The sequence below is a fragment of the Rhodothermales bacterium genome (assembly GCA_013002345.1).
GTDB lineage: Bacteria > Bacteroidota > Rhodothermia > Rhodothermales > JABDKH01 > JABDKH01.
In genome coordinates, this window is sequence record JABDKH010000007.1 from 1 (window position 1) to 16,537 (window position 16,537).

A 16,537-nucleotide genomic window follows, 5' to 3' on the forward strand; every position below is an offset into this window, starting at 1 on the left:
TCGGGACGGGAGGTGACGCGTCATGACGCTGCGTCTGTTTCGGCTGCTTACACTGGCGTTGCTCGTCGTAGTCGCTGTCTCGTGTTCGGGCGATCCCGCAAGCGGCCTGGGCGATCCGGTTGTGGTGGGATCCAAGTCCTTCACTGAGTCAATCATTCTCGGTGAGGTGATAGCAGGTGTTCTCCAATCGACTGGAACTCCTGTGGAGCATCGTCGCAGCCTCGGCGGGACGCGATTCCTGTGGAGCGGCCTTCTTTCAGGCGAAATCGATGTCTATCCGGACTATTCCGGCACGATTCTTCGGGAGATTCTAGCCGCCGAGCCGTATGCGAATCTTTCGGTCGCCCTTCCCCATCTGGACTCGCTGGGAATCGAATTCACCGCACCCTTAGGGTTCAACAACACCTATGCTCTCGGTATGAGCGAGGCGCGTGCTGCGGAACTCGGCATCGAAAACATAACGGATCTCGTCGATCATCCGGACCTTCGCCTGGGGTTCAGCAACGAGTTCATGGATCGGGGAGATGGCTGGCCCGCACTTCGTACGGCATACCGGTTGCCCCACGAATCGGTACAGGGTGTCGATCACGATCTAGCTTACCGCGGTCTCGAAGGAGGCTCCATTGATGTGATCGATCTGTATTCGACCGACGCGGAAATCGCCTACTATGGTCTGCGCACACTGACTGACGATCGGTCGCACTTTCCCCGGTACGACGCGGTCGTGCTTTACCGGAAGGACCTTGCAGAAAGACACCCGACGCTGGTGGATTTACTGGTGGGGTTGGAGGGTGCGATCACGGAAGAGGAGATGACCGACATGAATCGTCGTGTGAAAATCGCTGGCGAGTCGGAGCTAGCGGTTGCCGCACAGTTTCTGCGTCGAAAGCTTTCGATTGTCACGTCCGACATGGGTCCTGAACCGTCGCGATTCGGTCGCGTCTGGCAACGAACAGTCGAGCACCTCATCCTCGTTGGTATCTCGCTTGGCCTGGCGATTCTCGTGGCCATTCCTCTGGGCGTGCTGGCTGCTCGTCGGCGGCGACTCGGCCAGATCATACTCGGAACGGTGGGCGTCATCTATACCATTCCGGCTCTCGCTCTGTTGGTATTCATGATCCCGCTGATCGGAATCGGGGGCCCGCCGGCTGTTGTGGCGCTGTTCCTCTACAGTCTGCTGCCGATTGTGCGGAACACGTACACGGGACTCACGGATATTCCCGTTCCGCTCTCCGAGTCGGCCACCGCCCTGGGTCTGGAGCCCGTGGCAAGGCTGCGATTGATCGAGCTTCCGCTGGCGTCCCGATCGATCCTGGGCGGCATCAAAACGTCGGCCGTCATCAACATCGGAACGGCCACGCTGGGTGCCTTGATCGGCGCCGGTGGCTACGGTCAGCCGATTCTCACCGGAATTCGTCTGGATGACGTCGGGCTGATCCTCGAAGGAGCCGTTCCGGCGGCACTATTGGCGTTGGTGGCGCAGGGCGTGTTTGATCTGGTCGAGCGTCTCGCTGTACCAAGGGGGCTGAGAATGGCCTAGACGAGACAACGGACGGAACGGGCTTCCGTGCCTGCAGTTCGGAGGCAAGTCGGCCACCCAACGTCCGCTCGGTGGCCGTCGTCAAGAAGCGGAGACACTCGACAGGATCGTCCGTGCTCCGCCTCGATGATTTGCTATCTCAAGACCATGAGACTTCGGGTCTCCACAACATCGCCTGCGCGTAGCCGGCACACGTACAGTCCGGGAGGCAGCGATCGGGTTAAGAAATTCACCTCATACTCCCCGGGTGCTTTGTCTCCTGTGGCGAGAACGCGGACCTCACGGCCGACGATGTCGAATATGGCAAGGTCCATGGTTGTGGTGACGGGGATCGCGTACCGGATTGTGGTCGCTGAACGAAATGGGTTCGGATAATTCTGGTAGAGAGCGAACTCTGTCGGGATGGGCGCCTCGGTCAGACCGCCGACGCCGCTTACTACCGTGAAATCACCATCACTCACGTCCGACGGATCGCCGTCGGCAGCGTCCGAGATTCGTATGCGACACCGGTTGGACGGAGTGCCCGCAACCGTCCACTGATACCTACCGGTGTTGCTCACGGCCCCGGCAATCAGGGCGTACGTTCTTCCGCTGTCATCTGAGGATTCGATGTCGACCGGACCGTTGAAGTCTACGCTCGTCCACTCGATCATCTTTCGTGTACCCCTCTCCCAGTTCTCACCACCGTTTGGCACTAGGACAGTGAGCGCTGGCTGGAGTTGGGCGACTATGGTGAACACGTCATCGCTAACGTCTCTGGGGTCTCCGTCGACGGCATCCGAGATACGAACGAGTGCCACGAACGTCGGAGTATCGGGCACGAGCCAGGAGAAGGCACCCGAGTTGGGCGTGGCTGCCACGACCTCGGCGTATGTCAAGCCATCGTCGTCGGAGTACTCGATGCGAACGGGCCCATCGAAGTCGACGCTTGTCCACCGGATCGACTGCGACGTGCCGGCCTCCCAGCTCTCGCCGCCGTTGGGGCTTGCGACCGTGATACTCGGCTGCGTAACGGCGACTATGGTGAACACGCCGTCACTGACGTCCGAGGGATCGCCGTCGGCGGCATCCGAGATCCGTACCAGTGCCACGTAGGTCGGAGTGTCGGGGACGAGCCACGTGTAGGCGCCCGAGTTGGGCGTGGTTGCGACGACGTCGGCATACGTCAATCCATCATCGGTCGAGTATTCGATATGGATCGGTCCATCAAAGTCTACGCTCGACCACCGGATCGATTGCGACGAACCGACCTCCCAAATCTCGCCGCCGTTGGGGTTTGCGACTGTGAGAGACGGTTCAGACTGCGGCGAGATCGTGAAGACCGCGTCACTGGTGTCGGCTGGCATCCAGTCCGTTGCGTCGGAGATGCGCACGAGCGCCTCGGCAGTGGGAGTGTTTGGAACGAGCCATACATATGATCCGGTGTTCGGCGTCGCATTGGCGATCTCGACGAATGTCGATCCTGAATCGGTGGAATATTCGATCCGGACCGGATCCTCGAAATGCTCGCTGAACCACTCTATGGAGTGCGAAGTGCCCACCTGCCACTCCTCACCGCCGTTCGGTGCCAGGACCGTGAGCGATGCGGACGTGATCGCGAAGTAGGCGTCGCTCACGTCACTCGTCGCAGGATTCTCCGGATTGAATATGCGTAGCAGGCCCTGCTCTGTCGGTGTTTCAGGAACGGTCCATGAGTAGACCCCGTCGTCCGTGGTGGATGCGGTCACGACCGTGTACGTGCTGCCGCCGTCTGTCGAGTACTCGATGCCGATCTCACCCTGGTAGTCAGTCGTGTGCCACCGTATCGATCGCAGCGATCCCGCGTCCCATATTTCACGACCATTGGGCGCGTCGACTGTTAACGTCGGCGGCAGGGGAGTGATCGTGAACGTGGCGTCGCTCGCGTCAGAGACATCTCCCGTAGCAGAATCACTAATCCTGACGAGAGCGCTCGTCGACGACTCGTTGGGTACGGTCCACGTGTAGGTCCCGGTATTCTCCGCGGCGCTGACAATACCCTGATATGTTACACCGTTGTCCAGTGAGAATTCGATACTGACCGGGCCATTGAACCCCTGGCTGTGCCACCGAATGTATCTCGTGGATCCGGCGTCCCAGACCTCTCCGCCATTGGGGACGTCGACCGTTATCGATGATGCAGGAGCGACGATCGAGAACGGCTCGTTGCTTGTATCCACGGGATCTCCATCACTTGCGTCCTCGATCTTGATCTTTGCGTCGGTGATGGGGAGCGTGCCCTGGGTCGGAAGAGTCCACTCGAAAGTACCATCGTTTGCTGTGGAGGCTGTAATGACGTGCGGGACACCGCCGTGGACCAGGCTTATTTTGACAGCGCCTGCATAATTCATTGTATTCCAACGTATTAGCCGTGTGGACCCTGCGTCCCAGACTTCACCTCCATTAGGTACGTCAACGTGGATTCGCGGGGCCGTTGAAGGTCCAAGTGACGCGACCTCATCGATGGCGACGGGGCCGTCAAAAAGACCCAGCATCGAGCCCCGTAGCGTGAGATGTATCTCCTTGATCATGTAATCCGGGAACGCGGTGGCCAGGTTGGAAAGGTCGAATTCGATCGTGTTCCAGACCGCGTCGCGATCATACGTGCTACTATGGTTGAGCTCGATATCTGACCCGCGCCAGAGGGTCCAGTCGGTGCCCGCATTCATGTCCCGGACGGTTACCCACAGATTCGCGTACACGGGATGGCGGATTCCCATGTTCTCGACGATGCGAACCGAGTACCCTCTGGAATTCTGCCAGTCAGAGTTCGAAGAGAGGTCGGGGGAATGAAGTTCGATCACCCACGACGCTCCGCCGGAGTCCGAGATTCCATGGCCACCGTCCGCATACAATTGTAGTGCACCAAGGCCTGATCCTGGATCAGGAGCAGGGTAGTTGACGTCACTCGTCCAGCCGGGAATGAAATTGTGCGTATACGGGCCGTTGCCGTTTTCGTCGTAGGCCCCACGCATCGTCCATCCTTGCAACGTGCCGTCGTTGAAGTTGAAGCTCTGGGCAAATGTCGCCTGTGTCAGGAGGACTATGATTCCGAAAAGGAGTACCGAAATCGGCAAGGTGCGTTTCATGATTCGACCTGAAGAAATGCGAAAAGAAGGAACAGCGCATAGGACAGTTGCCGGCAGGAGTCTGGGTGCTCTCGCGAAACTGAAGAGAACTGTTCGAGGCTCAGGTACGCAAAGCAATCTTGCATTCCTGACGGGCAAAAGGAGTGAGTGCCCGAGAGATTTGTTCTCGAAATCCAGTGGGCGTAGTGCTGTCAAGTACTACGCGGTTCGGATTGCTGAAGACGCGAAAACTGCGATGCGTCATCTTGGTCCGCCGACCGACACCCTGTAGGTGGGTTTCCGTCGATAGAAATCGTCTTTTCCCGCTACACCTTGTCGTGTGGTGTCAGTAAAGAAGCATCCAACCACAGCCATTCTTGCCCAACGGGCGCAACAGGTTCGGAGGCTTATTGATGCTGAACCTCGTGTGCGGCATCGCTGGCGGAAGGATGCGTGGGCGATCGGAATTCTCAAGCACGGCCAACTACATCTCCGTGGCCGCGGTTGCATTTCTGTTGCTTACGTCAGTCTCCTCAGCGACAGCCCAGCAGACTTCCAGTCCAAGTCCCTTCAAGCTGGAAGGTCAAGTCGGCCTTGCCGCCGAAGCTTACTCGTGCCGGGGCATTCCAGAGCGTCGAGCCCCAACCAGCTCTCAGCTGTTTGCCAACACGCAGTTCAACATCTTCGGTCTCAAGTCAGGCCTGAATCTCCTTTATTCGACCGACGATACTCGCGTGCGACAATCGATGAATCGACTCGCATTTACTGGCGAGTGGCGTTGGCTGCAGGTCTCCCTCGGAGACGTAAGCCCGATGCTCACGAAGTACAGCCTTAGCGGCGTGACGGTACGCGGCGGACTGCTCGAGCTAACGCCGGGGAAGTTCATGGTCACGCTCACGGGCGGACGAACCCAGCGGGCCGTGGCGTATTCCCAGTCAGCGTTTGGCCGGCCCTCCTTCGCACAGTGGCTGTATGCGGCGAGAATTGGTGTGGGTTCGAGCAACGGAACACATTTTCACCTGATCGGCGTGCTGGCGCGCGAGCAAGTAGGGTCTCTCGACGAACCACAAGAACTCGCTCCGGCCGAGAATTTTAGCGTAACGCCAGACTTCGGATTCTCACTGTTTCAGGGTCGATTCACGCTCCAGGCGAACGCTACGGCGGTCGTTTTTACACAGGACACTCGTACGGCCGAGGTCGACCTACCTGGATTGCCAGGACTCTCGTCGTCCCTGTTCCGGCTTCGGAGGGGCAGCCGCCTGAGTTTTGCCGGTGAGGTGGAGGCCCAGCTGCGACTGGACGGCTTCAGCTTCCGGGGTGGTTATGAGCGTGTAGAGCCAGGCTTTCAGACGCTCGGGGTGGGCTACGTCATCAGCGATCATCACGTTGTCACGGCCGCTCCGACCGTAACCATTTTGAATCGTCGCTTGACGCTGGGCGGCACCTTCTCTTGGAGCCGCAATAATCTGCTGGGCCAGCGGCTGGCCACTCTGACGAGAATGCAGTGGGGGACGAACATGCAGGCACGCATCGGTTCGAATCTTACGATAAGCGCCGGCTACCAACAGATGGACAACGCCAATCGGCCGGTGGCGGACAGCCTGGCATCGCTGTTTCAGGACCAGCTGGTTCGAACGTTCATGGTCACGCCGAACCTCGTGATGAGAGCCGGATCGCTGACGCACAGCCTTACGCTGTCGACCACATATCAGAAGTTCACTATCGCTCTGCTCCCGGTAGCCTCGAGTCCCCTGATCTCGCCGAACTTCGACAACGTCAATTCGGCGCTCACGTATTCGCTCACGGCAAACTCCGGGCTGACCTTCAGTCTCTCGGGCACCTACCTGCGCAGCAACACCGGAGCGACGGACCTGGACGCTGCCGGTGTCACTCTGGGCTCTGGCGTCCCTTTCTTTCAGCGCAAGCTCCGCGTGAACGTTAGCGCCGGCTGGTCCCAGAATTGGAGCAGCCTGGCGTCTGCTGTCACGCCGGCCGGCAGCACCGGCTCGACGCAATGGATGATGACCCTGACTTCGTCGCTTCAGGTCACCCGTCGCGACGCGATCCGGCTCAACTTGCGAGGACTCAATAGCGACCTCAACGGAGCGTCAGGCAACTTCAAAGAGCTTCAGGCCACGCTCCGCTACGATCACAGATTTTGACTTTGACGCGTGGATATCGTCATGAATAGGCTTCGATCCATCCGCATCCTGCCCGTCTTCCTCGTTCTCCTGCTTGCCGCGGCCCTGCCCCAAGGGGTCGCACCTACCTACGCACAGGGAACTGCCCAGGCCATCGTCTCGGGAATTCCGCCCATCCTGCAGTCTCCATTCGTAGTCGACTTCGAGCAGGACTACCAGCAGCGGCGATTCCAGATGCAGTTCATCTACACCGGCCAGCAACCGGCTTCGTTCCGTTTTGTCGCGAGCCTTACGAAGGAGGGGCAGCAGCTGTTCAGTGTAACTTCCGAGCCGACCTACTTCGAGCCGGGCACTTATCTGTACACGCACCTTTCGGACAACCCCTCGATATCGTTCTCCGAAGGATTCGATGATCTGGTTGATCAGCTGAGTGGTCGCATCAAGCGCCAGGTTATCGAAAGCGGCGCCTTCCCCGAGGGGTTCTACACGCTTCGTCTGGAGCCGGTCGCAGCTGACGCCTCCACGTTTGTTACCGGAGTTCCGGGCACTGCGACCTTCACGGTCATGTATCCGGAGCCGCCCAGGCTGCTGTCGGTGGCCGATCAGTCGAATCTCAACACGCTGCATCCGAGCTTCGCCTGGACGCCGGTGATCGCGCCACCGGGGACGACGGTCGACTACGACGTGCTCATCACTGAGGTGCTTGCCAATCAAACGCCGCTTCAGGCGCTGCTCGGCAACAGAGCACATGCGCAGGTCGATATCACGGGACAGACCACGTTCGCATACATCGCAAACCAGTTGCCTCTCGAAGCCGGGAAGACCTACGTCTGGCAGGTGGCGGCTACCGCGGAGCTCGCGGGGCGCGTTCTGCCACTCAAGGATGACGGTCGAAGCGAGATCTGGACCTTCACCGTGGGCGCAGCACCGGGTCTGGTGGCGGAGGCGCCCTCGTACGTCTCGGACGGTACCGGCGAGGACCTCGACTACGTCAATTCGGTGACCTCTCTTTCCGCGAACTGGGGGCCTGTCACTGGCGCCTCGTCCTATTCGTACGCGATCGGCTCATCGTCCGGCGGGACGGATGTCCTGAACTGGACGGACGCCGGTCAGCAGACGCAGGCGACGAGGTCCGGGCTGAGTTTAACACACAAGGTCAAGTACTTCGTTTCGGTGCGGGCCAACAGTACCGGAGGAGAGAGCGGGCAGATCGTCACCTCCGACGGCGTCGTTGCCGATACATCGCGGCCAACGTCCTCAGTCGAGATTGCCGCACTGAAGAACAAGGTCGGGCATCCATTTCTGAATGACGCCAACTTTCAAGTCACATGGTCCGGCTGGGATAACGCATCGCCAGTAACGCACTACGAGATCCAGTACAAGCATGGAGCAGATCTCGTCTGGACTACCTGGATGGCGAAGACGGATCAGCAGTCGGCGACATTCCCGAGCGCGTTACGCGGGGGCGACGGAAAGTATCGATTCCGCAGTCGCGCATGGGACGCGGCTGGGAATGAGAAGACACTCAAAGATATTGTCGAAGCCGAGGTCACGATTGACACGGCGACGCCATCCTCGGAGATAGCCAAGCTGGAGCCACAACAGGCGTCCGGGAGCTTCCTTGTTTCCTGGGCAGGAACGGATGCAACGTCCGGCGTCGAGAGCTACGACATTGAGTATCAGGAAGACGGCGGCACATGGAAGAGCTGGCTGTCGGCTGTGCCCGCCGCTTCAACTTCGAACCAGTTCCAGGGTACGGCCGGGATCGCCTACGGCTTCCGAATCGCCGCTCGAGACTCGGCTGGCAATGTTGAGGCATTTCCGCAGGTGGCAGATGCCTCGACTACGACCCTTGGTTCGACGATCGCCCTGACCGCGTCGGCCACGCCGGCCCTCGCGAATTATTACTACGACTGGAATGAAGACGACCAAACATTGTCCCACTCCTGTTCGCACTCACTCAGTTCGAACGTGGATTCTTGCCCGGTCGTGAAGGTGCTGTTCGCCGCACCATCCGGAGTCTCGATGAAGGTGGATCAGGTCAGCCTTACCTGGTCCGACGAAAGTGGACAACAGGTCGCTATTGAGGCATTTTCCAACCTGTTTGTGGGGTCAATACCGCCCGTTCTCAAGAGTGGTCAATCCGGGACCATCGACCTTGCCCTTGCTCCCGTCGGGTCTTTCTTCGACAAGGTCGTGAAGGATGCCGACGCAGCCTTCGACAAGACCCTCAAGTGGACTCCGATAACCCACAACGTCACGGCGGTTCTGCGTGGTAATTACATGGGCAGCGACCAGGTGCCGCATTCGCTGAGTTCCAATTCTGTCGCCATCAAGGTAGTGTACCGTCCGATCGCCCCGCCGATGTATACGGTCACGGTGACGGCGACTCCGTCAGCCATCTCATACAGGCCGGACAAACTGACGAACGACGTCGACGTCAAGCTCTCGTTGGTAGGAATTCAGGGCGACGAGCTGACACTCGACAAGGTCGTGAATCGCTGGTACGACAGCACCAAGAATCTCTTTGACGAGCTCTCGAATTCGATTACACCGCTGGTCCTGAAAGACACTCCGCCCGCAGGCCCCGCGGCGTTCATGGAGGTAACTCGGAAGTTGGGGCTCACACTGTCCGAGTCGAGCTTTAAGAAGGCTCTCGGCGGGCAATCCACTGCCACCTACACGGTACACGTGGAATATCAGGGTAAGGATCAACACGGTAGCCCGGTCTCGTTCTCAACGGAGACGCCGATCACGGTGCAGTTCTTCGCTGACGCACCGAAGTTGCTCGTATCGTTCTCTCCGAGCAGCATCGTTTTCAGTCCTGCCAAGCTCCAGCACCCCGTAGACATTTCGTACAGTCTGGCGAGCCCGGTAAGTACCTCCGTGCAGGTTGAGTCCGTAACAAACTACTGGTACGAAGAGGACGACACACTATTTGATACTGGTACCGCAGTCGTTACACCCTTCACTGTACAATCGGGCCAGACGGTTACGCGAACCATGGCCTACTCGTGGTCTGCGTCGAGTTTGCAGAAGGCCCTCGCAGGAAAGAGCAATTCGCTTCACACGGTAAAGCTTGAGGCAAACGCCAAGGATGCTGACCAGAATACCGTTATAGGGACAACCGTCGAACCCCTCACGGTCTACTCGCAAAAGAGCGACGTATCCGTCGACGTGGCGTTCAGTCCGACAACGGTCACCTACACTCCGGATCAGCTTAGCAATCAGGTGTCTGTAACCTTCACGCTCACCAGCCAATCTGGCAAAAGTGTGACACTTGACAAGGTGACGAACCGGTGGTTCTCGGAAGACGGCAGCCTTCACTGGTCAGATTCGGCAGTCCTCTCGTCTCCGCGACAGCTTACGACGGCCGCCAGCCTGTCGGTTCACGACACGTTCGGGTTCCCACTTTCTCAGTTCAAACAAGCTCTGGGAGGAAAGAATCAGGCCACCTACACGGCTGAAATCACCTATTCGGGTACCGACTCCGACGGCATACCCATCAAGGCAGTGACGACAAAGCCGCTTACCGCACTGTTCACGGCGTCATCGGCGAAGCTTCTAGCCACGGTCACTCCCGGCAAGTACGTGTTCGACAAGGACAACCTCCAGCGCAAGTGGACGGCGAAGCTCGACTACAAGAGCGACGTTGCACTCGATGTGAACAGTGCCGAGGTAACCTGGTACGACATCGGCGGAAAGCAGGTCAGCAAAGACAAGGTGGACCTGCTTCAGACCTACAGCTTCTCGGCTCCGGGTAGTTCGAACACGTTTTCGCTCGATCACACAATCACCGACTACGAGCGTACACTGGCATTGAATCGACCGGGATCGGGATGGATGACGACACCCAGCGTCGGAAAGTACAAGGAGGAGATTTTCAAACTGAGGTTCGAGTTTTCGGGAACCGATGCGGTGGGCCGATCCATCAAGGCGACGTCGAACGAGGTTGAGGCCACATTGCGCGAGACGGCCTACCCGCTCGAGGTGACGGCGAGTCCATCATCGATCTCAACATCAGACAGTCCGGTCGATCTGGATATCACGATCAACTCCGACGTGAACTCGGTCGTAACCTTAGTCTCACGCACATACCTGCTGAAGAAAGGTACCGATCTCGTTCCGGCAATAGGCATGGAGCCTTTCGGTGGGATGGGAAAGCCGGAGACGGCGCAGCCGGTGGTGCAATATGGTTCTGAGGGTGGTGCCACGCAGACTATCGCTGCAAAAGGGCTCTGGAAAGACAAGATCAGTATCCCGCTCAACACGTCCTACTTGCTCGGATCGTCGGACAAGGTTCAGGTCTCAGCCGAGGTCATTTACAAGGGCACTGATGCGGCCGGCAAAGACGTGGAAGGTCGAGTCTTCATTCCGATCGAGGTGAAGAAGCCGGGACAGATCGATGACACGGAGGGTCTCGTAGCATCCGCCGGGTACTACGAACTGATTCCCAAGGTGGCGTTCGTACAGGCACTGCAGGATCTCTCCATAGTAACGACGTCGGGCGCCAATCGTGTCCTCAATGGTGCCGTACGTCTGGTCTTGATCCCGGCGCCGTTCGACTCGACCAGGCTTGCTGTCGATGCCACCAACTTGACCTTCGCCCCGGTCGCCGGAAAAACGGACCAGTGGACCATCAAGGGCGGATCGCTGTCGGAGGAGGGCACCCAGCTTAAGCCGGACCTGTTCCGATTCTACAAAGACGTCGTGCGGGTGAACAAGATCAGCTACAATCACGCCCGCACGAAACGGATGCAGATCGACAAAGCGGAGGCCAGGATACCGGTTCTAGAGAAGTCGATCTTCTTGACAAACCTCCTCATTGACAAAGACGGTCTCCACATTGAGTCTGGTGAGGCTGAGGTTTCCGGTTTCGGCTGGACGTTCCGAATCACGGACATCAAGCAGCAATCAGGGTCGACGGGCAGCCTGTTGGCGCTGACGGCAGGGATTCGCATGGCCGGTAAGCCGGTGTCCGCCGAGTTCACCCAGACGACGCTCACCATTAAAGAGTCGCAGGGCAAGAAATCGGTGAGCATGAACGTCAAGCCGACCAACCCCTTCAGGTTTATCCCGAACACTGACTACCTGAACCTGACGTCGATGTACTTCGACGAGAAGACGGGCGATGACTGGGTGCTGAAGGTCGGAGTGGAATCAAAGGATCTTCCACTGATGAGCAAACTGGGTCCGCTGAACGGGACACTGACGTATGATCGATCGGGAAAGCTTGCAGGCTTGCTCGAGCTCATTCCGCGCGAGACCGTGCCCGGTACGCCGCCGACTGACAAGTCGTTTGTCGAGATCGGGAAGCTGGCCAAGATCGACCTGACGTACGTAGGGCTGCAGCTGGCGGGCAAGGAAGTTATCACGATCCAGAACGCGAAGCCGGACACCTCCTGGGAGTTCGATACGTCGCAGAGCTACATCGGAATGGCCGCCGACCTGTATCTGCCTATGGTGGGAGATCCGAACAACCGCATCGCCATCGGTTCGGTGTCGTCGACGTCGGTGAGTCCGGGGATTCAGGTCAATTTCGATGGCAACGTCACGACTAAGACCATCAGCGTGGCGGCCGGCAAGAAGCTCGACCTGGGTCCACTGTATCTCAAACTGACCGCGCTAACATTAAAGCCCTATCCGTTCGAGATGGGAATCTCGGGAGGAATCGGGGTTGACGCTGCCGGAATTGTGGACGGCGAGATCGATGTCGCAGGATTGAAGGTTGATCAGGATGGCGACTTCACGAATTTCAGTGACGTCGTGTCGGGGGGGCAACTGTCGATTCTGAAAGCAGTCACGATCGGCCTCAAGGATGTTGCCTACAAGAACACACCGTCTACCATCCAATTCCAGGACAAGGTCGATAATGCAAAGAAGGACGTCAGCCTGACCGTTGACAGCTATTTCCAATTGACCGGTGCGACACTGACGCTTACCGGATGCGGCGGTGGCTTCGACAACCTGCTGGTATACGAGAAGGATGGGAACACGAGCTTTGTACTCAAGGGTGCAAAGGTCAACGTCAAGAACCAGATCGATCTCAATGTCGACTTCTCGTACATCAATGACTCAGCATCCAACACTCAGGCGCTCAGTGCAGGCGGCAATGCCAAGATCGCGAAGAAGTACAGCGCCGGCGTGTACGGTGCGTTGGGTACGCGCAGTGGAGAATCCTACTGGGGATTCTACGTGGGCGTCGCAGGTCTCCAGATTCCGGTCGGACCCGGCATAAACCTCGAGGAGGTCGGCGGCGGCTTCTTCTGGAATCCAACGCTGAGCGACATCGATGCAGTGAAGAATGCAGCCGGCTTCAAGGACCCGAAGTTGGCGGCTCACATCGTCGCGATGAAGCCCACAGCGACAGCACCACTTACATTCGCCGCCTTTCTCAATGGCGGGGTTTCGATTGGAGCCAACGAGCTCTTCAAGGGGCGCGGGCTGCTCACGGTCACAGGCAACAGCGCCAAGCTCAACGTCGAGGCCGAGGTTTTGGCCGCGACCGTGAAAGGTAAAGGCTACCTGGAAGTCAGCTGGAACCCGTGGTACGTGGAGGGCAACTTCAAAGTCATCCTCGATATCCCGCTCATAGACTGCGAGGACCAGCTCACGTTTTACGCATACTCCGACAAGGCGTGGGGCATCACGGGCAAGGTGCAGGTCGGCGTCCTCTCGTTCGTTACGACTACCGCCGAGTTCTATGCTGGAAACGACGGCTTCATGTTCGATCTGACGGTCAAGAAGGGCATCGACATCTTCATCATCTCGGGCGGGATAGAGTTTGAGGTGATGGCATGGTGGCGCAAGGACGTGAGCTGGGGCGCCTATGCCGCGGGCAAGGCATACGGTGACCTCCTGGCTGGCTTGATCGGCGGAGAAGTGGGCATCGAAGGTGCCTTCATCGGCAGTCCGGAGATCGTAATCTTCATGGCCGGACACCTCAAGATCGAGATTCTCTGGCAGGATGTTTTCGACGGCCGCGTCTGGATATCGATGGGCGAAAATGGATTTGACAGCGGTACCGGAAAGAGCAGCAGGTACGACGACATCATCGCCGATGCGAAGAACACCGGCAAGAAGATGAAGTCGGACATGGAGAAGCTGGCGGAAGATCTTAAGAATGCACAGAACTCTCTTTTGTCACTGAGTAACAAACAGTTATCAGATGCAGGTAATGCATTGGTTGAGCTAATCGAAATCAAGGGCTTCGACCAGCTGATAAAGAACGAATATCAGAAGGATCTCAATGCGGTGGCCTCGAGTGCGAAGGCCACCTTCAACAACGCGTATGCGGTCATCTTCAGTCCGCAGTCGCCAAAGCTTGGAAGTCTTGACGTCAGTCTGTCTTCGACCGAAACGCAGATTGATGCAACGCTGAATAGTCTCAAGAGCAAAGAGGCTGACGTCCGGAGTCTGCTGTTGTCATTCGAGGATGTGTTGACGGGTGATCTGCCGACGGTGCAGAATCTTGGAACATACTCGAATCCGGTCGGCCAACTGAGCTATCAGACGGTGACGCTCACGGACACAAACGGCGTGACGATGACCAAGACGGTGAAGGCAGGCTACGGGTTTGACACCAAGACCGCCCAGGATCTTGACAGCGGAGTCAAGAAGGAACTGAAGAGCGCCCTCGCGTACCGTCAGAAGTTGATGCAGATGACACAGCAGCTTGGCACCAAGCTGAACAGTGTCGATCAACTGCTATCGGGTTCCGGGAAATCTGTGAACACGCTGGTGAACGACTATGGCCAGACCTCGCAGATGATTGGCAATCACACTACGCAGCGTCTTGACTACTTCGACGAGAGGGTCAAGCTGTACTCCAAGCAGTGGCTTGATCTTTCGACTCTACAATCCCAGATTCAAGCGGGCATTGCGAAGGATCTGTCCGATGCCGGGACCAACGCCAAGCTCAGGGCACAGACTCGCAACAACCTCGTCAACAAGCTCCTTACGCTCAGCAATCAGGCCACGAGGAAGTTTCCGGACCAGCACGAGAACTGGGCGGCGCTTGCCGATACACTGGGGCGGTACATCTGGTACGATATCCCGCTGGCGGGTTTTGACGCCGTCACGAAGGGATCGGGAGCCGCTCGCGAGAAGTTTGTGGCAGACTTCCAGAACACGAACAACGCGTTTCAGGCGAACTGGAGCCTGGCAACTCTGACAGCCGACAAGGTCTACAGCCGAAAAGCGAGGCTGTACACTTTGCTCTATGATCTCCTCGATCAGTTGTCGATCGAAGCCGGCACGCGGAAGGAGACGCCTGCATGGGATGGAGAACTGGTAGTGGGTGTGATCGCACTGGACGGTCTCACGACGGGGACCCAGTCCGGTGGCGATACGCAGGCGACAGCCATCGGGCCGGCGGGAGCGCAGCAGCCAATCGCAGCGCCCGGAGCTGTCATCGCTACGTCGGACTGGACAAAGGGGTGGGACTTTGAGAAAGAGCGGCTGAACGTCAAGAAGATGCTCCAGGTACCGCAGATCATTGCTTTCTCGGGGCAGGTCGTCAGCGACAAGACTCCGGCCTACGCGAAGCTGTCGCTGACCTGGAATGCAACTCACCCCATGAGTATGGCGGAATACAGCCTTGATATTCCGGACTACTCGAAGCCCGTGAAGATGGCGCCGCAGGCCCCCACGCAGCAGATCGATCCAAATCCGATCGACCCGCGAACGCGCGTCGATGCACAACTTCCGGGGGCCGTTCAGCCTGGGATGATACTGGTGCAGGACGTAGTGGGAATGCAGGGGACGACACAAATGCAGACGCCGACACAGTCACCGTCACTTGACCCGACGCAGGCGCCCGGAGCTGCTCCGACGCAACCCGGTTTCTTGCCGATCGCCGGCGGCGGTCCGGTGAGTTTTGGGCCCTCGACGGTTCATGCGTGGCGCTCTCTGGCTGGTCGGACGAGTACCACGATACCGTTCCTGCTGGGTGTGCACGAACCCGGGACGTACGAGGTCTGGCTGCGCGCACGTGGCGCCGGTGGACTGGCGCTGCAGCGCCTTGCGACTATCAATGTGCAGTACGCGTTTTCTGGTTCACCGGATGGTGCAGACTTCGGCGCCCAGACCAAGAAGGATGCTCTGTCCAGTGCCGACACGACTCCGCCGACGACCCCTCTTGTACATGATGGCGGCGCCACAACCAAGAACAGAAATCTCCTCTACGTCACCTGGACGGCCACCGACTACGAGTCTGGAATTCAGGAGTATCAGTATCGAGTGGTGACCAAGGCGGCGGGTCAATCGACACCGGTCACGAGCTGGTTTTCGACCGGCGGGCAGACCGAGATCAACATCAAATTCGAAGAGCCGATGAAGCCGGCCGTCATCTACTACGTTCAGGTGAAGGCGAAGAATGGAGCGGGAGCGTGGAGTGGCGACGGTATCTCGGACGGGATCCAGCTCTCGGACCCGACTCCGCCCACGGCGCCGGCCATCCGGACGCCCAGGCTGGTATCAGACACTCTGACCGTCGCATGGTCATCCGCCCGTGATCCCGAGTCTCAGGTGGTTGGCTATCGCTATGCGATCGGCTCCAGGCCGCAAGACACGAACATGCTGGACTGGACCTACACTCAAGACACGGGGTTCGTGATCGACATAAATACGCTCAGTGAGTCCGCGGGCAAGACGAAAGACGCTACGACCATCTACGTGTCTGTGTGCGCGGTGAACGGAATAGGAGTTGACAGCCCGATTGCTATGGCTCAGACCGCCCCGCAACAGCAAACGAAGCAATAGGTGTGGCA

Annotated in this window: 4 protein-coding genes; 3 read left to right on the forward strand and 1 reads right to left on the reverse strand. The window is 58.4% G+C overall.

The window, feature by feature from the left end:
- Positions 1-22 precede the first annotated feature (22 nt).
- Complete coding sequence (locus tag HKN37_00230; protein ID NNE45064.1) at positions 23-1,540, forward strand: ABC transporter permease subunit; 1,518 nt, start codon at positions 23-25, stop codon at positions 1,538-1,540.
- Between the two features lie 134 nt (positions 1,541-1,674).
- On the opposite strand, the gene HKN37_00235 is transcribed toward HKN37_00230, so the two are convergent.
- Entirely contained in the window at positions 1,675-4,647 is a 2,973-nt protein-coding gene (locus HKN37_00235; protein ID NNE45065.1) for a T9SS type A sorting domain-containing protein, read from the reverse strand.
- Positions 4,648-5,039: 392 nt separating this feature from the next.
- On the opposite strand from HKN37_00235, the gene HKN37_00240 reads away from it, so the two are divergent.
- Complete coding sequence (locus tag HKN37_00240; GenBank protein NNE45066.1) at positions 5,040-6,788, forward strand: hypothetical protein; 1,749 nt, start codon at positions 5,040-5,042, stop codon at positions 6,786-6,788.
- 21 nt (positions 6,789-6,809) lie between these two features.
- Positions 6,810-16,529 carry a fibronectin type III domain-containing protein gene (locus HKN37_00245; protein ID NNE45067.1) on the forward strand — a complete coding sequence of 3,240 codons (9,720 nt, stop codon included), beginning with the start codon at positions 6,810-6,812 and terminating at the stop codon, positions 16,527-16,529.
- Positions 16,530-16,537 lie beyond the last annotated feature (8 nt).